Below are 20,750 nucleotides of genomic sequence, written 5' to 3' on the forward strand. Positions count from 1 at the left end.
GATGGATGGCGGGCTGGGCGTAGGGCGAATAACCGTTCGCGGTTATCCGCCGCTACACCGACCTCATGTCCGGCGTCTCGGCCGAGCCCGAAGCGCCCGGAAGCAGGTGCTCCGAGGCCAAGCCCGAAGCGTGCCTGGCGCCAAGGTCAAGCGGCGGATAACGCCGTAGGCGTTATGCGCCCTACGTTCAGCCCTCCCTCGACGTAGGGCGAATAACCGTTCGCGGTTATCCGCCGCTGCACCGGCCTCATGTCCGGCGTCTTGGCCGAGCCCGAAGCGCGCATGGCGCCAAGGTCAAGCGGCGGATAACGCCGTAGGCGTTATGCGCCCTACGTTGGGGCGAATGGCCATTCGTAGCCGAAGGCTCCGGCCGCGCCCGTTCAGATCAGCACCCGCAACGACCAGTACAGCAACGCCGCCAGGCAGATCGCCGCCGGCAGCGTCAGTACCCAGGCCAGCAGCATGTTGCGGAGGGTCTGCCATTGCAGGCCGCTGCCGTTGGCGGCCATGGTCCCGGCGACGCCGGAGGAGAGCACCTGGGTGGTGGAGACCGGCAGGCCGTAGATATCCGCCGCGCCGATGGTGAGCATCGCGGTGAGTTGCGCGCTGGCGCCCTGGGCGTAGGTCAGCGGCTGCTTGCCGATGCCCTCGCCGACGGTGGTGACGATGCGCCGCCAGCCCACCAGGGTGCCCAGGCCGAGGGCCAGGGCCACCGCCACCTTGACCCACGGCGGGATGAACTGGACGGTGTCCAGGCTGCGGTCGCGCAGGGCCTGCAGGGTGCTCCAGGTGTCCACGTCGAAGAGCTGCTCGGTGCGGTCGAGCTGGCGGATGCTCTCCACGCTCAGGTACAGCTCGTTGTGCAGCGCCAGCACCTCGTCGTCGGGCAACCCGGTCAGGTCGTCGTGGCCGCGCAGGCGGGCGCCTATGTTGTGCAGCTGCGCGGCCAGCGCCGGCAGCACCTCGGGGGTCAGGCGCTGCTCGTTCTGGTAGTCCAGCAGCACCTGGCGCGGCGCCATGGGGATGTCCTGCGGGGCCAGCCGGCGCAACTGCAGCTCGGCCCGGTGCGCCAGCTCGCGCAGCTGCTGCACCTGGGCCGGCGCCTGGCTGCGGTCGACGGCGAAACTCAGCGGCATCAGCGCGGCCAGGATCAGCATGATCAGGCCGATGCCCTTCTGCCCGTCGTTGGAGCCATGGGCGAAGGACACCCCGGTGCAGGTCAGCACCAGCAGCGCGCGGATACCCAGCGGCGGCGGCCGGCGCCCCTGCGGGGCGCTGAACAGCATCTTGCGCCGTACTACCGCGCGCATGCCCAGGAGCAGCAGGCCGGCGCCGATAAAGCCCAGCAGCGGCGACAGCAGCAGGGCGTAGCCGACCTTCTGCAACTGCTCCCAGGCGCTGCCGTCGATGCCCAGCTCGCCGCTCAGCACGCCGTGGGCCAGGCTCACGCCGACGATGGAGCCGATCAGGGTGTGCGACGACGACACCGGCAGGCCCAGCCACCAGGTGCCGAGGTTCCACAGGATGGAGGCGCCGAGCAGGGCGAAGATCATCGCCAGGCCGGCGTCGCTGTCCACCCGCAACAGCAGGTCCAGCGGCAGCAGGGTGACGATGCCGAAGGCCACCGCGCCGCTGGAGAAGAGTACGCCGAGCAGGTTCCACAGCCCCGACCAGCCCACGGCCACCTGCGGCGGCAGGGCGTTGGTGTAGATCACCGTGGCCACCGCGTTGGCAGTGTCGTGGAAGCCGTTGATGAACTCGAAGCCCAGGGCGATCAGCAGCGCCAGGGCCAGCACCAGCAGGGTGCCGTTCGGGCGCAGCTGGCCACCCTGGGCGAGGATGTCCAGGGCCAGGTTGCCGAAGGTGTAGACCAGGCCGCCGCCGAGCAGCAGGAAGAACAGCAATTGCCCGGTGGGTGAGGCCACTTCCTGCAGCACCGGGTTCACCGGCATGCGCGAGATGCGCGTGGCGCGCAGGGACTGGAGCAACTGGTAGCGGTCAAGCACGTCCGCTGCGCTCCCTGTCGGCGGTGGAGCCCGGGGGATTTCTGTCGAAGAGGGGTCGAGGGGGCACTGCGGGCTCCTTCCGGGAAATGCCTAATAGCCTAGTCCGCCGGGCGGCGCTGTGGCCCTCCAATGTTTCCGAGATAGGCGACCCAGGCGATATGTCAAATGGCTATTAGTCGTGCCAGTATTTCAGCCACTACGCTTTCCTGGTGGGCCACCCGAGGGCACTGTCATGCAGGAAGAGAGCCCAAGTGCGTTTCCGAGATGGATGCCAGCAATGCCCTACGACCAGCTCCCGGACGTCTTCGCGCAGATTCTCGAACAGGCCATCGACGGTGTGGTGGTGCTCGACGAGAACAACCGCGTGCTGCTGTTCAACGCCGCCGCCGAGCGCCTCTGGGGCTATTCCCGCGAGGCGGTGCTGGGACAGGACGTCGGCCTGCTGCTGCCCGACGAGGTGCGCCCGCGCCTGGACGCCAGCCTGGACACCGAGGGCATAGCCGGCAGCCGCAGCGAGGTGCCGATGCGCTGCCGCGACGGCAGCCGGTTGTGGGGCTCTATGTCGATCTCGCACATCGAATTCGACGGCAAGCGCCTGCTCACAGCATTCGTCAAGGACTGTACCCTGCAGCGCCGCCAGCGCGAGCAGATGGACGTGCTCTCGCTGGCCGCCAACGAGACCGACAATGCGGTCATCGTCACCGGCCGCGAGGGGCGCATCCTCTATGTCAACGCCGGCTTCAGCCGCATGTTCGGCTGGAACGCCGAGCAGGCCCTGGGGCGCTACCCCTCCGAGCTGCTGCAGGTGCCCCAGGCCAGCGTGCGGCGCTGGCGCCAGGCCGGCGCCGGGCTGTTCCGCAGCGAGGAGCTGGTGCGTGACCTGATCGGCCGGCCGTTGTGGTGCTCGGTGGTGGCCAACCCTATCCTGGATACCCGCGGCCAGCCGGTGAACTCGGTGATGCTGCTCACCGACATCACCCACACCAAGCTGCACGAGGTGCTGCAGAACAAGGTGCTCGACGCCCTGGTGCGCGAGCGCCCGCTGGTGGACGTGATGGACCTGGTGTGCCGCGAGGTGGAACGCATCGCCCCGGAGGTCAAGGCCTCGATCCTGCGCGTGGATGCCCAGGGGCGCATGCACCCGCTGGCCGCGCCGAGCCTGCCGGAGGACTTCTCGCAGTCCATCGAGGGCGCCCGCATGGGCCCCCGCGCCGGCAGCTGCGGCACCGCGGCCTACCGTGGCAAGGCGGTGATGGTCAGCGACATCGCCAGCGACCCGCTGTGGGACGACTACCGCCACCTGGTGCCCCCGGGGCTGAAGGCCTGCTGGTCGAGCCCGATCAAGAACAGCGAGGGCCGGGTCATCGGCACCTTCGCCTTCTACTACGAGCAGTGCCGCGGCCCGGACGAGCTGCACCTGCGCCTGGTGGACGTCAGCCTGCCCCTCGTCGCCCTGGCCCTGGAGCGTGAGGAGGCCCGCGCGCACATCCGCCAACTGGCCTTCTACGACACCCTCACCGGCCTGCCCAACCGCAGCCTGCTGCTGGCCGAGGCCGAGCAGGCGATGACGCGCATCGAGGACGACGAGGCGGAAATGGCGGTGCTGTTCATCGACCTGGACCGTTTCAAGCAGATCAACGACTCCCTCGGCCACCCGGTCGGCGACGAGCTGTTGCGCCTGGTGGCGGCGCGCCTGCAGGAGGTGGTGCGCGAGCAGGGCCTGGTGGGGCGCCTGTCGGGCGACGAGTTCGTGGTGGTGCTGCCGTACTGCGGCGCCCTGCTCGCCTCGCAGGTCGCCGAACGCATCCTCGCCCGCCTGGCCCTGGCGCACCGGGTGGGCGGCGTCAGCCTGATCACCCTGGCGAGCATCGGCATCAGCCTGTTCCCCAGCAACGGCCGGGACATGGAGACGCTGCTGCACCGCGCCGACATCGCCATGTACCAGGCGAAGAACGGCGGCCGTGGCAGCTACCGCTTCTTCAGCGACGAAATGAACCAGCGCGCCCAGGAGCGCCTGGCCCTGGAAAGCGCGCTGCGCGAGGCCGTGCAGCGCCAGACGCTGAGCCTGCACTACCAGCCCCAGGTGCGCCTGGGCGACGGCGGCGTGCACGCCGTGGAGGCCCTGGCCCGCTGGCGCCACCCGCAACTCGGCGCGGTGGCGCCGAACCGCTTCATCGCCCTGGCCGAGGAGTGCGGCATCATCGGCGAGCTCAGCCAGTGGGTGCTGCGCGAGGCCTGCCGGCAACTGGCCGACTGGCGCCGGCGCGGCATCCACATCCCGGCGGTGGCGGTCAACCTGTCCCCCGCCGACTTCCGCGACCCCGACCTGCCGGCCCGCCTGCAGGACCTGCTGCGCCGCAACGGCCTGGCCGGCAGCGACCTGGTGGTGGAAATCACCGAAGGCATGCTGCTGGACAACCACCCGGCGACCCTCGACATCCTCCGCGCGGTGCACGGCCTGGGCGTGCGCCTGTCGATGGACGACTTCGGCACCGGCTACTCCAGCCTCGGCTACCTGCACCGCCTGCCGATCCGCGAGCTGAAGCTCGACCGCAGCTTCGTCGCCGACCTGCGCGAAGGCACGGCGGCCCAGGCGCTGACCGACGCGGTGATGAACATCGGCCGCAGCCTGGAGCTGATGGTGATCGCCGAAGGGGTGGAGGACGAGGCGCAACTGGAACTGCTGCGCCAGCAGGGCTACCCGGTGGCCCAGGGCTACCTGTTCTCGCGGCCGCTGCCGGCGGCGGCGCTGGAGGAGTGGTTGGTGAGGAGGGGGAAGGGGTTGTAGGAGCGAGCTTGCTCGCGAACGGTGCTTCCCGGTGGCATGGGTGTTTCAGGTCACCTCCGTACCCTCTCCCCAGCCCTCTCCCTGAAGGGAGAGGGGGCTAGTCCGTGCCGAGAAGGGACTCGGTGTTAGCCGGAGGCTCGGTACAAGCCGGCTAACGCCGAACCCCCCGAACACGCCGAACGGTCCCCTCTCCCTTCAGGGAGAGGGTTAGGGAGAGGGAGCGGGGCCGGCCCAACACACCGAAACCACAGGTGAGCCCCCTTCGCAAGCAAGCCCGCCCCTACCTCAATCCTTCTTCTTCAACTTCGGATTGGGAAAGAACTGCACCCCTTGCACCTTCGGATCGGCCGGCTTCTTCAGGCCGGTGACGTTGACCCGCGTGGCCAGCTCCTTCGGCACCGACTGGCCCTGGGCATTCAGCGTGTCGGCGTAGCCACAAGCCACGCATTCGCGGTGCGGCACGCCGTCCTCGTCCCACATCACTATCTTGTCCTGCTCGCTGCAGGCCGGGCATACGGCGCCGGCGATGAAGCGCTTCTTCACCTCGGCCATCACGCGGCCTCCCCGGTCAGGCCGGAGTGGCGCAGCAGCGCGTCGATCGACGGCTCGCGGCCGCGGAAGGCGACGAACAGCGCCATCGGCTCCTGGGAGCCACCCTTGGCCAGGATGGCCTCGCGGAAGGCTGCGCCGGTCTGCGGGTTGAACACGCCTTCCTCCTCGAAGCGCGAGAAGGCATCCGCCGACAGCACCTCGGCCCACTTGTAGCTGTAGTAACCGGCCGCGTAGCCGCCGGCGAAGATGTGCGCGAAGCTGTTGGCGAAGCGGTTGTACGCCGGCGGGCGCATCACCGCCACTTCGTCGCGCACCGCCTCCAGCACGTCGAGCACGTTGCGGCCGTCGCCGTGGCTGGTGTGCAGTTCGAAGTCGAACAGCGAGAACTCCAGCTGGCGCACCATCATCAGGCCGGACTGGAAGTTCTTCGCCGCCAGCATCTTCTCCAGGATGTCCTGGGGCAGCGGGGCGCCGGTCTCGTAGTGGCCGGAGATCAGCGCCAGGCCCTCGGGTTCCCAGCACCAGTTCTCCATGAACTGGCTGGGCAGCTCCACCGCGTCCCAGGCCACGCCGTTGATGCCCGAGGCGCCGGCGTGCTCGACGCGGGTCAGCAGGTGGTGCAGGCCGTGGCCGAACTCGTGGAACAGGGTGGTGACTTCGTCGTGGGTCAGCAGCGCCGGCTTGCCGTTCACCGCCGGGGTGAAGTTGCACACCAGGTACGCCACCGGGGCGATCAGCTGGCCGGCGGCGTCGCGGCGGCGGTCGCGGGCGCCGTCCATCCAGGCGCCGCCGCGCTTGTTGGCGCGGGCGTAGAGGTCGAAGTAGAAGCGCCCGACGTGCTGGCCGTGCTCCTCGATCTCGAACAGGCGCACGTCCGGGTGCCAGCGCTCGAAGTCGTGCAGCTCGCGGATCTGGATGCCGTACAGCTTCTGCACGATGGCGAACAGGCCGGACAGCACCTTGTCCACCGGGAAGTAGGCGCGCAGCGCTTCCTGGGACACGCTGTAGCGCGCCTCGCGCAGCTTCTCGCCGTAGTAGCCGGAGTCCCAGCTCTGCAGCTGCGCGCAGCCCTGTTCGGCGGCGTAGGCCTTGAGCTGGTCGAGGTCCTGCTGGGCGTAGGGCTTGCTGCGCACCGCCAGGTCGCGCAGGAAGTGCAGCACCTGCTCGGGCGACTCGGCCATCTTGGTCGCCAGCGACAGCGCCGAGAAGTTGGCATAGCCCAGCAGGCGCGCCAGCTCCTGGCGCAGGTCGAGGATTTCCTGCATCACCGGGCCGTTGTCGTTCTGCCCGGCGTTGGGGCCCTGGTCGGAGGCGCGGGTGCAGTAGGCGGCGTAGACCTCTTCGCGCAGGGCGCGGTCCTGGGCGTAGGTCATCACCGCGAAGTAGCTGGGGAATTCCAGGCTGATCAGCCAGCCGTCCAGGCCCTTGGCCTGGGCGGCCTGTTGCATCTGCGCCTTGGCCGAGTCGGTCAGCCCGGCCAGGGCCGCCTCGTCGGTGACGTGCTTGGTCCAGGCCTGGGTGGCGTCCAGCAACTGGTTGGAGAAGCGGCTGCCCAGCTCGGACAGGCGCGCCTGGATCTCGGCGTAGCGCTGCTGCTGTTCGGCCGGCAGGTCGATGCCCGACAGGCGGAAGTCGCGCAGGGCGTGTTCGAGGATGGTCTTCTGCGCCAGATCGAAGCTCGCCGCGGCGGGGCTGCCGGCCAGGGCCTCGTAGGCCTTGAACAGCTCGCGGTTCTGGCCCAGCTCGGTCCAGTAGGCCGAGAGCATCGGCAGGCAGCCTTCGTAGGCCTCGCGCAGCTCGGCGCTGTTGCAGACGGCGTTGAGGTGGCTGACCGGGCTCCAGGCGGCGCCCAGGCGCGCGTGCAGCTCGTCCATGGCCAGGACCAGGCCGTCCCAGCTCGGGGTCGCGCCCTGTTCGGCGAGGATGCGCGCGATGGCCGCGCGGTTGTCGGCGAGGATCTGCTCGATGGCCGGCTTCACGTGCTCGGGGCGGATGGCGGAGAAGGGCGGCAGGTCGTAGTTCTGCAGAAGGGGGTTCGCGCTCACGGTGGCAACCTTGGCTGAGGAAACACCCGGCCATCTTAAATACAATCGGCGTCATCCGCAGCCTGAAGGAAAGCTATCGTGGCCATACGTTCGTATCAGGGTAAAACGCCGCAACTCGGCGAGCGCGTCTTCGTCGACCCCAGCGCCGTGCTCATCGGCGACATCGAAATAGGCGCCGACAGCTCGGTGTGGCCGCTGGTCACCGTGCGCGGCGACATGCACCGCATCCGCATCGGCAGCCGTACCAGCATCCAGGACGGCAGCGTGCTGCACATCACCCACGCCGGCCCCTACAACCCCGACGGCTTCCCGCTGACCATCGGCGACGAAGTCACCGTCGGCCACAAGGTGCTGCTGCACGGCTGCACGGTGGGCAACCGCGTGCTGGTGGGCATGGGCTGCATCGTCATGGACGGCGCGGTGATCGAGGACGAAGTGATCCTCGGCGCCGGCAGCCTGGTCCCGCCGGGCAAGGTCCTGGAAAGCGGCTTCCTCTACGTCGGCAGCCCGGCTAAGAAGGCCCGCCCGCTGACCGACAAGGAGCGGGCATTCTTCGCCTATACCGCGGGCAACTATGTGAAGCTGAAGGACCGGCATATTGCCGAGGGGTATGCCGGATAGGCGTGGGGTTGACTGAGCACTGTCTGCCTGTATGGCAGTGAAGCTTGCGACGATGAACACACGGCGGCGTCGTTGTTTCTCAGCTGCCTACACGGCAGTGAAGAATTACAAGCTTCCCGGAGGCGCTTACCTCCATTTCTTAGCTGCCTACACGGCAGTGAAGTTTGTTCAAGCGCGCCGCATAGCGCTCCATCTTTTCTTAGCTGCCTACACGGCAGTGAAGTAGGGATATTACTCCGCAACTCCCTGACTTCCCACGGGAAAGTACCATTTACACACGCATAACCCTTTTTTCAGGGCTCTCTCCAACCCATTGATTTTCATGGGACCTGAAAGGTACTTCAGAAAAAGGGTAGGAACTCATGGCATCCGCGTTTGGTCGGTACGCAGGCCGGCGGTATGCTTTCTGTTCGATTCTTCCTGCCCCAGCCTCGCCCATGCACTACCAGAACATCCTCTTCGATCTCGACGGCACCCTCACCGACCCGCGCGAGGGCATCACCCGTTCGATCCAGTACGCCCTGGCCCAGCTCGGCATCGACGAGCCGGACCTGCGCCGGCTGGAGCATTTCATCGGGCCGCCGCTGCTGCAGTGCTTCATGAGCACCTATGGCTTCGACGAGGCCCGTGCCTGGGAGGCGGTGAACCATTACCGGGTACGCTTCAAGGACACCGGGCTGTACGAGAACCGGGTGTTCGAGGGCGTCGGTGAGTTGCTCGAACTGCTGGGTGGCCAGGGGCGCACTCTTTATATCGCCACCAGCAAGCCGACGGTGTTCGCCGCCGAGATCGCCCGGCATTTCGATTTCGCCCGGCACTTCAGGGTGATCTACGGCAGCGAGCTGGACGGCACCCGCACCAACAAGGTCGAGCTGATCGAGCACCTGCTGCGCCTCGAAGGCCTGGACCCGGCGCAGACGCTGATGATCGGCGACCGCAAGCACGACCTGGTCGGCGCGCACCGCAACGGCCTGAGCGCCGCCGGCGTCGGCTATGGCTTCGGCAGCCGCGAGGAGCTGCTGGCCGAGGGCCCGGCGCACTATTTCGCCAGCCTGGACGAGCTGCGCGCGGCCTTCGCCGCCAGCTGAGGCCCCGGCCGCCGGTGGCGCCGTGGCGGCGGGGGAAATCGCGTCTAGAATGAGTCAACCGGGTGACGTCAAAAATATGGCAATTAGCCATTAATTTGCATTGCCTGGGGCAAGGCTCGCCTGCACAATTGCGCTTTCGCCAAAAGAACGACACTGACTCGGCGAACAGGATTTCTGGGGACGGCCATGGCGGCACGATGGGGATTGCGCGGCAAATCGGTGGTAGCGCTGTTACTGGCCTGCGTTCTGGCGTTGGTCCCCGCAGTGCTGCTCGGCTGGAAGGCGATGGAGGACATCCGTACGCACTTCGGCCTGGCTTATGCGAAGAACTTCACCCTGCTCAACCAGCAGAAGATCCTCGCCCCGGTGATCCGCGAGCTGTCGCTGTCGCGGCGCTTGGCCGAGTCGGTGGTGACCCAGGACTGGCTGCTGGAAGAGGGCAACTCCGAACGGCGCACGCGCTTCTTCCGTGAGGCCGACGGCTACCGCGGCGACCAGGGCGAATACTCCTACTTCGTCATCGTCGACTCCTCGCTGCACTACTACTTCAACGATTCCACCTCGCCGCTGTCCAACGCCCCGCGCTACACCCTGAGCCGCGACGACCCGCAGGACGCCTGGTACTTCGCGACCATGGCCAGCGACAGCCCCTACAACATCAACGTCAACTACGACGCCAAGCTGCGCGCCACCAAGGTCTGGTTCAACGTCCAGGTCATCGCCGGCAACCACAAGGTCGGCCTGGCCGGCGGCGGGCTGGACCTGACCGCCTTCCTCGACCAGTTCATCTCGCGCCGCGAGGCCGGGGTGACGCCGATGATCGTCGACGCCGACGGCGCCATCCAGGCGCACCCGGACCGCAAGCTGATCGCCCTGAGCTCCGGCGCCGGCACCGCCGAAAGCGGCGGCCACCGGGTCTTCGACCTGCTGGCCAGCGACGAGGAGCGCAAGGGCCTGCGCCAGGTGCTGGACGACGCCCAGGCGCACCCGGGCGAGGTGCGCACCTTCTGGGCCACCCTCGACGGCAAGCAGCAGCTGCTGGCCACCGCGTACATTCCCGAGCTGCGCTGGCACGTGCTCAGCGCCGTCGACCTGCATGCCGCGCAGGTGCTCGACAGCCGCTGGATCTGGCCGCTGGCGGGCACCCTGGCGGGGCTGCTGGCGCTGCTCCTGCTGGGCTTCGCCTATACCGTCGAGCTGCTGCTGCTCAAGCCGCTGCGCGGCCTGCGCCAGTCGGCCAAGGCGATCGCCGCCGGGCAGTACGACAACCCGCTGCCCAAATCCCGCGGCGACGAGATCGGCGAGCTGTCCGAGGCCTTCGCCAGCATGGCCGAGCAGGTCCGCCGGCACACCGAGGACCTGGAGGACAAGGTGCGCCAGCGCACCCAGGCCCTGGAACAGGCCAACCGCGAGATGGCCGCGGCGCAGAAGAAGATCGGCGACTCCATCGACTACGCCAGCCTGCTGCAGCGCGCCATCCTGCCCGACCGCCAGCTGCAGGCGTCCCTGGGCCAGCACCATTTCGTGCTGTGGAAACCGCGCGACGTGGTCGGCGGCGACTTCTACATCTACCGCGAGGGCAGCGAGGACAGCCTGATCGGCGTGGTCGACTGCGCCGGCCACGGCGTGCCCGGCGCGCTCATGACCATGCTGGCGCTGGCCGCCATCGACCATGCCATCGACAGCGTGCAGAGCCACGACCCCGCGGCCATCCTGCGCGAGACCGACCAGGTGATGCGCGGCATGATCAGCCAGGAGCGGGTGACCCAGGCCCTGGCCACCAACATGGACGCCGGCTTCGTGCGCGTCGACCATGGCCGCCGGCTGCTGCATTTCTCCGGGGCGAAGATCTCGCTGTTCGCCAGCAATGGTGACGAGGTTCGCGAATACAAGGGCGGCCGCCGCGCCATCGGCGACAAGCGCCAGGGAGAGTACGAGAATATCCAGCTGCCGCTGGAGCCGGGCTGGACCTTCTACCTGTGCACCGACGGCTTCCTCGACCAGGCCGGCGGCGAGCACGGCTTCGGTTTCGGCAACAGCCGCTTCGCCGAACTGTTGCGCCGTCATTCACGCCTGCCATTGGCCGAGCAGGCGCGGGTTTTTGCCGCTACCCTGGCGGACTATCAGGGGGAGCGGCCGCAACGCGACGACATCACCATCCTGTCCTTCCGATTCGAGTAGGAGTACGCCATGGAGACACTTGACCTGTTGGCCATGCGTGAAAGCTACACCCGACAACGCATCCTGCTGTGCTTCAACGGCCCGATCTCGCGCAGCCTGATCGAGGAGATCGGCCACGCCCTGCGCAACTACATGCAGGCCGAGCAGGCACACCCGAGTGAAGCCATGGACGTCTTCGCGGTCTACATCGAGATGACCCAGAACATCCGCCACTACGCCACCCAGCGCGGCTATGGCGACCTGGACGCCTCGGCCACGGTGGCCATCGCCCGCAACGAGGACGGCCACTACGTGGTTTCCGCCGGCAACCTGGTGGAGCTGGCGGACGGCCGCGAGCTGGTGCGCAGCATCGAGGACATCGCCGGCCTCGACAAGGCCCAGCTCAAGGCGGCCTACAAGGAGCAGCTGCGCCGCCCGCGCGAGGCCGGGGCCAGCAGCGGCGCGGGCCTGGGCCTGCTGGACATCGCCCGCAAGTCCAGCGCGCCCCTGCAGACCTCCCTTACCGAACAACCCGACGGGCGCGCCTTCTTCAGTCTGCGCGCCGTGATCTGACCACGCGTTTCAGGAATACAAAGGTATGAGTGACCTTCACATCAGTGGCACCCAGTCCACCCCGTCGATCCACGGTGACTGGGACGCCGGCGTCCTGGCCATGCAGGGCGACTCCTATCCCGAGAACTCCTACGAACTCTTCGGCCAGGTGATCGAGTGGGTGCAACGCTTCCTCGCCGAAGCGCAGCGCCCGTTGTCCCTGGACCTGCGTCTGCTATACCTCAATACCAGCTCGATCAAGGCGATGATGGATATCTTCGACCTGCTCGAGGAGGCCCATGCCGGCGGCCGCCAGACCCAGGTGAGCTGGCACTACGACCGCCGCAACGAGCGTGTCGCCGAGCTGGCCGAGGAGTTCCGCGAAGACTGTAGCTTCCCGTTCGTCATACAGCCCTACGACGAGTGATGCCATGAACAGCGAACGCGAGCTGGACCTGTTGATCGAAGAGCTGCTGGCCGACCCGCAGTACCTCGACCATCCGCTGCGCGAGGCGCTGTTCCTCAAGCACCAGCAGTCCCTCGACCAGCTCGCGCGCCTGGAGCGCATCGCGCGGATTTCCGACGGCTTCCAGTCGATGGCGCGGGCGCAGAACTCGACGCTGTCGGAGCGCTACCACAAGCAGTTGCGCCAGCTGGAGAAGGTGGCGCGGATCTCCGACCGCTACCAGAACATGATGCGCGACCTCAACGTGGCGCTGCGCGAGGCCTCCACCCACGATCCGCTGACCGGCATCGGCAACCGCCGCCTGCTGATGGAGCGCCTGCGCGAGGAAAGCGAGCGCGCCCAGCGCCACGGCAAGCCCTACGTGCTGGTGATCCTCGACATCGACCACTTCAAGCAGGTCAACGACACCTGGGGCCACGAGGTGGGCGACCGCGTGCTGGTGGAGATCGGCTGCACCATGCAGGCTGCGCTGCGCCAGTACGACCTGTGCGGGCGCTGGGGCGGCGAGGAATTCCTCCTGCTGCTGCCGGAAACCGCCCTGGCCGACGCCGGCCAGGTGATCGACCGGGTGCGCCAGGACATCCGCTCGCTGGCCGTGCGCGTGGGCACCGAGGCGCTGTCGGTGACGGCCAGCTTCGGCGTGGCCGAATACCGCCTGGGCGAGAGCTACTCGCAAACCCTCAGCCGCGCCGATGCAGCGCTGCTGGAGGCGAAGCGCAGCGGGCGGGACAAGTGCGTGGCGAGTGCTGTGGCGAGCGGGTGAGCTTTCGATCCGCTGTGCGGTAACGGTGTTCTGCCGGCTAGGTTTGGTGCGCATTCTGAAGAGCACCCTCTCCCTAACCCTCTCCCGCAAGCGGGAGAGGGTTAGGGAGAGGGTGCGGAGGTGGCCTGAAACACCCATGCCACCGGCCGGCACCGTTCGCGAGCAAGCTCGCTCCTACAAGGTGAGAATCCCGCTCAGACCCGCACGCTGGCGAAGGTCGATTCCCCCTGCGCCTGGCTCAGCGCCGAGATCGCCGAGGAGTGCGGCATCAGCGCCAGGTCCTGGGGGATCGGCATGACCATCACCGGCTGGCCGATCGGCTGGCCCTGGCGTTCGTCGCGCGGCGGGATGCCGAAGTATTCGCGGTAGCACTTGGAGAAGTGCGGGGTGGAGACGAAGCCGCACACCGAGGCCACCTCGATGATCGACATGGAGGTCTGCTTGAGCAGCTGGCGCGCGCGGATCAGGCGCAGCTTCAGGTAGTAGCGCGACGGCGAGCAGTGCAGGTACTTCTGGAACAGCCGCTCCAGCTGGCGCCGCGAGACGTTGACGTAGACCGCCAGCTCGTCGAGGTCGATGGGCTCTTCCAAGTTGGCTTCCATCAGCGCGACTATTTCCTGCAGCTTCGGCTGGTTGGTGCCGAGCATATGCTTGAGCGGCACGCGCTGGTGGTCCTGCTCGTTGCGGATGCGCTCGTAGATGAACATCTCCGAGATCGCCGCCGACAGCTCGCGGCCGTGCTCGCGGCCGATCAGGTGCAGCATCATGTCCATCGGCGCGGTGCCGCCGGAGGAGGTGTAGCGGTTGCGGTCGATGGAGAACAGGCGGGTGCTCATGGCCACCCGCGGGAAGGCCTCCTGCATCGCCGCCAGGCATTCCCAGTGCACGCTGCAGTCGTAGCCGTCGAGCAGGCCGGCGCGGGCCAGGGCCCAGCTGCCGGTGCACACCGCGCCGAGGCGGCGGCCCAGGCGCGCCTGGGTCTGCAGGAAGACGACGTGGTCGCGGGTGACGCTGCGCTGGATGCCCACGCCGCCGACCACGATCAGGCTGTCCATCGGCGGGGCGGCGTCGGTGCTGGCGTCGGGGGTGATCTGCAGGCCGTCGCTGGCCCATACCTGGCGGCCGTCGAGGGTGAGGGTGTGCCAGCGGTACAGCTCCCTGCCGGAAAGCTGGTTGGCCATGCGCAGCGGTTCCACCGCGGAGGCCAGGGAGATCAGGGTGAAGTTGTCCAGCAGCAGGAAGCCGATGGACTGAGGAGCTCGGTTTTGCGGGGGAACTCCGGTATTGAAAGCACTCATGATGCTCGATCTCCTCACGCTAGTCACGGTCGCCCCTGAGGGGCTTTCTTATGCTTGTTTTCTGCCTGGGTGACCCGCAGGTCACCAACGCTTGCCAAGAGCAAGGCAAATGCCGTGCCTATGTTGATTGGGTGTTCAATAAAAAAAGAAAAGCGCCTGGGAACGGCGCTTTTGGGAGCCCGGATGCGACCTCCGGCATGTCGCAAATGCCTATGGGGCGCGGGGCCTGGGGACTTTGGTAGCACTGCGGCGGTCGCCGCTGGGTGCCATCATTTTCCGAAAGTAACGCTCACCTGTCGTGCTCCCGGATGGGCCGCGGTGCGCCAAAAGGTGGCGTCGCCGCTCCCCGGATGGGCGAGCCGGGGTCAGCACTCGATGATGCTGACGGCCAGGCCGCCGCGGGAGGTTTCCTTGTACTTGTCGTGCATGTCGGCGCCGGTGTCGCGCATGGTGCGGATGGCCTGGTCGAGGCTGATGAAATGCTGGCCGTCGCCGCGCAGGGCCATCTGGGCGGCGTTGATGGCCTTGACCGCGGCGATGGCGTTGCGCTCGATGCAGGGCACCTGGACGAGGCCGCCGACGGGGTCGCAGGTGAGGCCGAGGTTGTGCTCCAGGCCGATCTCGGCGGCGTTCTCGACCTGCTCGGGGCTGGCGCCGAGGACCTCGGCCAGGCCGGCGGCGGCCATGGCGCAGGCGGAGCCGACCTCGCCCTGGCAGCCGACCTCGGCGCCGGAGATGGAGGCGTTCTTCTTGCACAGGATGCCCACGGCGGCGGCGGCGAGGAAGAAATCGACCACGTCCTGCTCGCTGGCATCGGGGTTGAAGCGCATGTAGTAGTGCAGCACCGCCGGAACGATGCCGGCGGCGCCATTGGTGGGCGCGGTGACCATGCGCCCGCCGGCGGCATTCTCCTCGTTGACCGCCAGGGCGTAGAGGTTGACCCACTCCATGGCGCTGAGGGTGGAGCCGATGACGTTGGGCTTGCCGATCTCCAGCAGGTTGCGGTGCAGGCGGGCGGCGCGGCGCTGCACGTTGAGGCCGCCGGGGAGGATGCCCTCGGCCTTGAGGCCGTTGTTGACGCAGTCCTGCATGGCGCGCCAGATGCGCATGAGGCCGTCGCGGGTGTCGGTGTCGCTGCGCCACATGCGCTCGTTGGCGAGCATCAGCTCGGAGACGCGCAGGTTGTGGCGGCGGCACAGCTGGAGGAGTTCGGCGGCGCTGTCGAAGTCGTAGGGCAGGCGGGTGCTGTCCTGGTCGAGGGAGCCGGCGGCGGCCTGCTCGGCGTCGACGACGAAGCCGCCGCCGATGGAGTAGTAGGTGTCGGCATGGAGTTCCTGGCCGTTTTCGTAGGCGGCCAGGCTCATGGCGTTGGGGTGGTAGGGCAGGTTCTCCTCCAGCAGGCGCATGTCGCGGACCCAGTCGAAGGGGATGCGCCGCTCGCCGGCCAGGATCAGCTCGCCGCTACCGAGCAGCTCGGCCATGCGCGGGGCGATCTGGCCGGGGTCGATGCGGTCGGGCCATTCGCCCATCAGGCCCATGATGACGGCGCGGTCGGTGCCGTGGCCGACGCCGGTGGCGGAAAGGGAGCCGTAGAGCTTCACTTCGATGCGCTCGACGCGCTCGAGCAACTGGCGTTCGCGCAGGGCGCCGACGAACAGGGCGGCGGCGCGCATGGGGCCGACGGTATGCGAGCTGGAGGGGCCGATACCGATCTTGAACAGGTCGAACACACTGATAGCCATGCCGGCCTCCGCAGGAACTGGGCTGATGCGGAGCGCCCGCGGGCGCTCCCGATGCGGGGCATCATCGGCCCTCGGCCGGTGGAGCCGGCGTCCGGCACCGACTTGGCCTTATCCAAAAGCGCCGCGGCGTGCGACATGGGAAGAATCGTGCCAGCCGGTGTCGCTCATGCGACAAATAATTACGAATTTGAGACGCAGTCGATAGACAGCATCAATCAGTCGACAGCCCCATATTTCGGGGTGTTTCATGATGAACGGTCGACGAACGGCTAGGGTTTCGCCTTCGGACCTGTGCTTGACCCCTCCCCGTAATTGCTAGAGGCTGACCTCATGAAGTGTCTTCTGTTGTCGCTGTTGGCGTTACCCGTTCTTTGCTCAGGCCTGGCCCAGGCCGCCGAACCACAGTCCTGCTTGCTGGTCCGTTTCGCCGATGTCGGCTGGACCGACATCACCGTCACCACCGCCGTCACCCGCCTGGTGCTCAGCGAACAGGGCTACCGCACCAAGGTCGAGCGTCTCTCCGTTCCCGATACCTACAAGGCCATGGCCGAGAAGCGCATCGACGTCTTCCTCGGCAACTGGATGCCGAGCATGGCCGCGGACATCAAGCCCTACGCCGACAATGGCTCGGTGCAGACCGTGCGGGCCAACCTGGAGGGCGCCAAGTACACCCTCGCCGTTCCCCGGTACGCCTACGACGCCGGCCTGAAGAGCTTCGCCGACATCGCGAAGTTCAAGGAGCAGCTGGGCGGCCGGATCTACGGCATCGAGCCGGGCAACGACGGCAACCAGCTGATCCGCAAGATGATCGCCGACAAGGCCTTCGGCCTGGGCGACTTCAAGCTGGTGGAGTCCAGCGAGGCCGACATGCTCGCCTCGGTGCGCCGCGCCGGCGCCCTCAAGCAGCCGATCGTCTTCCTCGGCTGGGAACCGCACCCGATGAACACCCGCCTGCAGATGCGCTACCTGGAAGGCGGCGATGCCTATTTCGGCCCGAACTACGGCGGTGCCACCGTCTACACCAACGTCAGGGCCGGCTATCTTGATGAATGCCCGAACGTCGCGCAGCTGCTGCGCAACCTGAAATTCGACCTGGCCATGGAGAACCGCCTGATGGACGCGGTGCTCAATGAACGGAGCAATCCGCGCCAGGCCGCCAAGGACTGGTTGCAGGCCAACCCGCAGGTGCGCGACGCCTGGCTCAAGGGCGTGCAGCCGCGCGCCCAGGCCCCGTCCAAGGCCGTCGTCCAGCAGTGAAGGCGACGTCCCCGGGCCGCCGGAACAGGGCCGTGGAACTGGATGCGACACCCCTGGTGCTGATTGCGACTTCGCCTGCACTGGTTGCGACGCACCCGGTATGCGGCGGATTTTTCCTGTTCCATGATCGTTTCCGAATCGACGAAGAAAGGGCCCGCGTCCCGGCGCGGCCCACCTAGAAACCCACGCAGATCGCCCTACCCCGCAGAGGAGTACGCTCATGAAAGGTTGCAAGTCTTTGCTGCTGGCAGTGTCCCTGAGTGCGCCGCTGGTGGTTCAGGCCGCTGAACCTGAGTCGTGCGGCACGGTTCGCTTCTCCGACGTCGGCTGGACCGACATCACCGTCACCACCGCGACCACTCGCCAGGTGCTGGAATCGCTCGGCTACACCACCAAGGTAAACATGCTTTCCGTGCCGGTGACCTACCGCTCGCTGGCGAACAAGGACCTCGACGTCTTCCTCGGCAACTGGATGCCGAGCATGGCCAACGACATCAAGCCCTACGCCGACAACGGCTCGGTGGAAACCGTGCGGGCCAACCTGGAGGGCGCCAAGTACACCCTGGCGGTCACCCAGGCCGCCTACGACGGCGGGCTGAAGAACTTCGCCGACATCGCCAGGTTCTCCGACAAGCTCGGCGGCAAGATCTACGGCATCGAGCCGGGCAACGACGGCAACCGCCTGGTCCAGGGCATGATCGACAAGAACCGGTTCGACCTCGGCAAGTTCAAGCTGGTGGAGTCCAGCGAGGCCGGGATGCTCTCGCAGGTGGGCCGTGCCGACCGGCGCAACCAGTGGATCGTGTTCCTGGGCTGGGAACCGCACCCGATGAACACCCGCTTCAAGATGCAGTACCTGCAGGGTGGCGATGACGTGTTCGGCCCCAACTACGGCGGCGCGACCATCTACACCAACGTGCGCAAGGGCTACGTCCAGGAATGCCCGAACGTCGGCAAGCTGCTGACCAACCTCACCTTCACCCTGGACATGGAAAACAAACTGATGGACGCCGTGCTCAACGGGGGCAAGAAGCCCGAGGACGCGGCCAAGGCCTGGTTGAAGGATCACCCGGAACTGCTCGATGCCTGGCTGGCTGGCGTCACCACGCGTGACGGCAAGCCGGCGCTCGCCGCGGCCAAGGTCGCTTTCGCCAAGTGACCCTGGCCGGTCGCTTCCACCTTGCTTGATGGGCCCGCACTATGTTTCTGACTGAACACAAGATCCCCCTCGGTGAGCACATCGCCGCCTTCGTCGACTGGCTCACCCGCCATGGTTCGGCGGTCTTCGACAAGATCTCGGACGTCCTCGAGTTCCTCATCCACGGTGTCACCGGCGGCCTGCTGTGGTTCCACCCGCTGCTGCTCACCGCCATCATGGTGGGCCTGGTGCACTTCATCCAGCGCAGCGTCGGCCTGACGCTGTTTGCCCTGGCCTCGCTGCTGCTGATCCTCAACCTGGGCTACTGGCAGGAGACCATGGAGACCCTCGCCCAGGTCATCTTCGCCACCCTGGTGTGCGTCGCCATCGGCGTGCCCCTGGGCATACTCGCGGCGCACAAGCCCTGGTTCTACACCGCGCTGCGGCCGCTGCTGGACCTGATGCAGACGGTGCCCACCTTCGTCTACCTGATCCCCACCCTGACGCTGTTCGGCCTGGGTGTGGTGCCGGGCCTGATTTCCACCGTGATCTTCGCCATCGCCGCGCCCATCCGCCTGACCTGCCTGGGCATCCAGGACGTGCCGGCGGAGCTGATGGACGCCGGCAAGGCCTTCGGCTGCTCGCGCTGGCAGCTGCTGACCCGAATCGAACTGCCGCACGCCATGCCCAGCATCGGCGCCGGCATCACCCAGTGCATCATGCTGTCGCTGTCGATGGTGGTGATTTCCGCGCTGGTAGGCGCCGACGGCCTCGGCAAGCCGGTGGTGAACGCGCTGAACACCGCGGACATCTCCCTGGGCTTCGAGGCCGGCCTGGCCATCGTCCTGCTCGCCATCCTGCTCGACCGGGTGTGCAAGCAACGCTCGCTGCGGGGGAGGTAAGCAACCATGGCTGCGATTGAATTCAAGAACGTCGATGTGATCTTCGGCAAGAACACCAAGGAAGCCCTGCGCCTGCTCGACGAAGGCCTGGGCCGCCAGGAAATCCTCAAGCGCACCGGCCAGGTGCTGGGCGTGGAGGACGCCAACCTGGACGTCGAGCGCGGCGAGATCTGCGTGATGATGGGCCTGTCCGGCTCGGGCAAGTCGAGCCTGCTGCGCTGCATCAACGGCCTCAACACGGTCAGCCGCGGCAAGCTGCTGATCGAGCACGAAGGCCAGCAGGTGGACGTCGCCAACTGCTCGCCGGCGACCCTCAAGACCATGCGCACCAAGCGCATCGCCATGGTGTTCCAGAAGTTCGCCCTGATGCCCTGGCTGACCGTGGCCGAGAACATCGGCTTCGGCCTGGAGATGCAGGGCCGCCCGGCCGCCGAGCGGAAGAAGGTGATCGACGAGAAGCTCGAACTGGTGGGCCTGTCGCAGTGGCGCGACAAGCGCCCGGACGAACTCTCCGGCGGCATGCAGCAGCGCGTCGGCCTGGCCCGCGCGCTGGCCATGGACGGCGACATCCTGCTGATGGACGAACCCTTCTCGGCGCTGGACCCGCTGATCCGCCAGCAGCTGCAGGACGAACTGCTGGTGCTGCAACGGCAGCTGCACAAGACCATCGTCTTCGTCAGCCACGACCTCGACGAGGCGCTGAAGATCGGCACCCGCATCGCCATCATGAAGGACGGCCGCATCATCCAGCACAGCAAGCCCGAGGAAATCGTGCTGAACCCGGCGGACGACTATGTGCGCACCTTCGTCGCCCACACCAACCCGCTCAACGTGCTGTGCGGCTCCAGCCTGATGCGCGGCCTGGACCAGTGCCGCCGGCAGGACGGCGAGGTGTGCTTCGACCAGGGCCGCGACTGCTGGATCGGCCTCACCGAGACCAACCAGATCAAGACCGCGCGCCAGGGCAGCAACATCATCGACCTGCAGCAATGGCGCCCGGGCGACCCGGTGGAAAAGCTCAAGCACGAGCCGACCCTGGTGGACGTCAGCATCCGCATGCGCGACGCCCTGCAGATCCGCTACCAGACCGGCCACAAGCTGGTCCTGCAGGAGCAGAGCCGCGTGGTCGGGGTGCTCGGCGACAGCGAGCTGTACCATGCGCTGCTGGGCAAGAACCTGGGCTGACGGGGCCGAGGCAACGAAGACGCCGGGCGGATGCCCGGCGTTTTCGTTTTGCGTAACCGTTCGCGGTACGGGCGCAGGCGGCACGGCTTCTCGTAATTGGATGGACTCACCCTCACCGAGGCGTCGAGGCGCCACGGTGGCATTCTAAGAGGCCAGCGACAGTGAGGGTGAGGCCATGAAAAAGCAT

16 protein-coding genes are annotated in these 20,750 nt (G+C 67.2%); 11 read left to right on the plus strand and 5 right to left on the minus strand.

Going from position 1 to position 20,750, the window contains the following annotated elements; all coding sequences use genetic code 11:
* Window positions 1–380: 380 nt before the first annotated feature.
* A complete protein-coding gene (locus CHC02_RS18205; protein WP_425262408.1) occupies window positions 381–1,952 on the minus strand; it encodes an inorganic phosphate transporter in 1,572 nt (523 codons plus the stop codon).
* Between the two features lie 331 nt (window positions 1,953–2,283).
* Between CHC02_RS18205 and CHC02_RS18210 the strand changes: the two genes are divergently transcribed.
* Window positions 2,284–4,794 carry an EAL domain-containing protein gene (locus CHC02_RS18210; RefSeq protein ID WP_089392854.1) on the plus strand — a complete coding sequence of 837 codons (2,511 nt, stop codon included), beginning with the start codon at window positions 2,284–2,286 and terminating at the stop codon, window positions 4,792–4,794.
* 285 nt (window positions 4,795–5,079) lie between these two features.
* Here the strand turns inward: CHC02_RS18210 and CHC02_RS18215 are convergent, their stop codons facing one another.
* Entirely contained in the window at window positions 5,080–5,346 is a 267-nt protein-coding gene (locus tag CHC02_RS18215) for a YheV family putative zinc ribbon protein (RefSeq protein ID WP_089392855.1), read from the minus strand.
* Window positions 5,346–7,391 carry an oligopeptidase A gene (gene prlC / locus CHC02_RS18220; protein WP_089392856.1) on the minus strand — a complete coding sequence of 682 codons (2,046 nt, stop codon included), beginning with the start codon at window positions 7,389–7,391 and terminating at the stop codon, window positions 5,346–5,348. The genes CHC02_RS18215 and prlC overlap by 1 nt, the downstream gene beginning before the upstream one ends.
* Before the next feature lie 78 nt (window positions 7,392–7,469).
* On the opposite strand from prlC, the gene CHC02_RS18225 reads away from it, so the two are divergent.
* The 6 genes from CHC02_RS18225 to siaD all read left to right on the plus strand — a co-directional run bounded on the left by CHC02_RS18225 (window position 7,470) and on the right by siaD (window position 13,041).
* Window positions 7,470–8,012: a gamma carbonic anhydrase family protein gene (locus tag CHC02_RS18225; protein ID WP_089392857.1), complete on the plus strand. Its 543-nt coding sequence runs from the start codon at window positions 7,470–7,472 to the stop codon at window positions 8,010–8,012.
* Window positions 8,013–8,449: 437 nt separating this feature from the next.
* A complete protein-coding gene (locus CHC02_RS18230) occupies window positions 8,450–9,100 on the plus strand; it encodes an HAD family hydrolase (RefSeq protein WP_089392858.1) in 651 nt (216 codons plus the stop codon).
* Between the two features lie 186 nt (window positions 9,101–9,286).
* Window positions 9,287–11,281, plus strand: coding sequence for a biofilm regulation protein phosphatase SiaA (siaA, locus tag CHC02_RS18235; protein WP_089392859.1), 1,995 nt, complete (start codon window positions 9,287–9,289; stop codon window positions 11,279–11,281).
* A gap of 9 nt (window positions 11,282–11,290) precedes the next feature.
* The gene (gene siaB / locus CHC02_RS18240; protein ID WP_089392860.1) at window positions 11,291–11,833 is read left to right on the plus strand and encodes a biofilm regulation protein kinase SiaB; all 543 of its coding nucleotides are present in this window, start codon (window positions 11,291–11,293) and stop codon (window positions 11,831–11,833) included.
* 25 nt (window positions 11,834–11,858) lie between these two features.
* The gene (gene siaC / locus CHC02_RS18245) at window positions 11,859–12,239 is read left to right on the plus strand and encodes a biofilm regulation phosphoprotein SiaC (RefSeq protein ID WP_089392861.1); all 381 of its coding nucleotides are present in this window, start codon (window positions 11,859–11,861) and stop codon (window positions 12,237–12,239) included.
* Between the two features lie 4 nt (window positions 12,240–12,243).
* Complete coding sequence (gene siaD / locus CHC02_RS18250) at window positions 12,244–13,041, plus strand: biofilm regulation diguanylate cyclase SiaD (protein ID WP_208604352.1); 798 nt, start codon at window positions 12,244–12,246, stop codon at window positions 13,039–13,041.
* A gap of 194 nt (window positions 13,042–13,235) precedes the next feature.
* On the opposite strand, the gene gbdR is transcribed toward siaD, so the two are convergent.
* Complete coding sequence (gene gbdR / locus CHC02_RS18255) at window positions 13,236–14,339, minus strand: choline metabolism transcriptional regulator GbdR (protein WP_089392862.1); 1,104 nt, start codon at window positions 14,337–14,339, stop codon at window positions 13,236–13,238.
* Window positions 14,340–14,704: 365 nt separating this feature from the next.
* On the minus strand, window positions 14,705–16,081 hold the full coding sequence (locus CHC02_RS18260) for an L-serine ammonia-lyase (protein WP_089392863.1): 1,377 nt from the start codon (window positions 16,079–16,081) through the stop codon (window positions 14,705–14,707).
* 381 nt (window positions 16,082–16,462) lie between these two features.
* On the opposite strand from CHC02_RS18260, the gene CHC02_RS18265 reads away from it, so the two are divergent.
* The 4 genes from CHC02_RS18265 to choV all read left to right on the plus strand — a co-directional run bounded on the left by CHC02_RS18265 (window position 16,463) and on the right by choV (window position 20,563).
* The gene (locus CHC02_RS18265; RefSeq protein WP_425262407.1) at window positions 16,463–17,338 is read left to right on the plus strand and encodes a choline ABC transporter substrate-binding protein; all 876 of its coding nucleotides are present in this window, start codon (window positions 16,463–16,465) and stop codon (window positions 17,336–17,338) included.
* Between the two features lie 220 nt (window positions 17,339–17,558).
* A complete protein-coding gene (locus CHC02_RS18270; protein WP_089392865.1) occupies window positions 17,559–18,497 on the plus strand; it encodes a choline ABC transporter substrate-binding protein in 939 nt (312 codons plus the stop codon).
* 41 nt (window positions 18,498–18,538) lie between these two features.
* Window positions 18,539–19,378, plus strand: coding sequence for a choline ABC transporter permease subunit (choW, locus tag CHC02_RS18275; RefSeq protein WP_089392866.1), 840 nt, complete (start codon window positions 18,539–18,541; stop codon window positions 19,376–19,378).
* 6 nt (window positions 19,379–19,384) lie between these two features.
* Window positions 19,385–20,563, plus strand: a complete 1,179-nt coding sequence (gene choV, locus CHC02_RS18280) for a choline ABC transporter ATP-binding protein (protein WP_089392867.1) — start codon at window positions 19,385–19,387, stop codon at window positions 20,561–20,563.
* The last annotated feature ends 187 nt before the right edge of the window (window positions 20,564–20,750 follow it).

The organism is Pseudomonas delhiensis (assembly GCF_900187975.1).
GTDB classification, from domain to species: Bacteria; Pseudomonadota; Gammaproteobacteria; order Pseudomonadales; family Pseudomonadaceae; genus Pseudomonas; species Pseudomonas delhiensis.

What these genes read in the sequence shown, in the direction of transcription:
- CHC02_RS18205 (WP_425262408.1), bottom strand. Translation starts at nt 1,952, where the DNA reads ATGCCGGTGAACCCGGTGCTGCAGGAAGTGGCCTCACCCACCGGGCAA.
- CHC02_RS18210 (WP_089392854.1), top strand. Translation starts at nt 2,284, where the DNA reads ATGCCCTACGACCAGCTCCCGGACGTCTTCGCGCAGATTCTCGAACAG.
- CHC02_RS18215 (WP_089392855.1), bottom strand. Translation starts at nt 5,346, where the DNA reads ATGGCCGAGGTGAAGAAGCGCTTCATCGCCGGCGCCGTATGCCCGGCC.
- CHC02_RS18230 (WP_089392858.1), top strand. Translation starts at nt 8,450, where the DNA reads ATGCACTACCAGAACATCCTCTTCGATCTCGACGGCACCCTCACCGAC.
- siaA (WP_089392859.1), top strand. Translation starts at nt 9,287, where the DNA reads ATGGCGGCACGATGGGGATTGCGCGGCAAATCGGTGGTAGCGCTGTTA.
- siaB (WP_089392860.1), top strand. Translation starts at nt 11,291, where the DNA reads ATGGAGACACTTGACCTGTTGGCCATGCGTGAAAGCTACACCCGACAA.
- siaC (WP_089392861.1), top strand. Translation starts at nt 11,859, where the DNA reads ATGAGTGACCTTCACATCAGTGGCACCCAGTCCACCCCGTCGATCCAC.
- siaD (WP_208604352.1), top strand. Translation starts at nt 12,244, where the DNA reads ATGAACAGCGAACGCGAGCTGGACCTGTTGATCGAAGAGCTGCTGGCC.
- gbdR (WP_089392862.1), bottom strand. Translation starts at nt 14,339, where the DNA reads ATGAGTGCTTTCAATACCGGAGTTCCCCCGCAAAACCGAGCTCCTCAG.
- CHC02_RS18260 (WP_089392863.1), bottom strand. Translation starts at nt 16,081, where the DNA reads ATGGCTATCAGTGTGTTCGACCTGTTCAAGATCGGTATCGGCCCCTCC.
- CHC02_RS18270 (WP_089392865.1), top strand. Translation starts at nt 17,559, where the DNA reads ATGAAAGGTTGCAAGTCTTTGCTGCTGGCAGTGTCCCTGAGTGCGCCG.
- choW (WP_089392866.1), top strand. Translation starts at nt 18,539, where the DNA reads ATGTTTCTGACTGAACACAAGATCCCCCTCGGTGAGCACATCGCCGCC.
- choV (WP_089392867.1), top strand. Translation starts at nt 19,385, where the DNA reads ATGGCTGCGATTGAATTCAAGAACGTCGATGTGATCTTCGGCAAGAAC.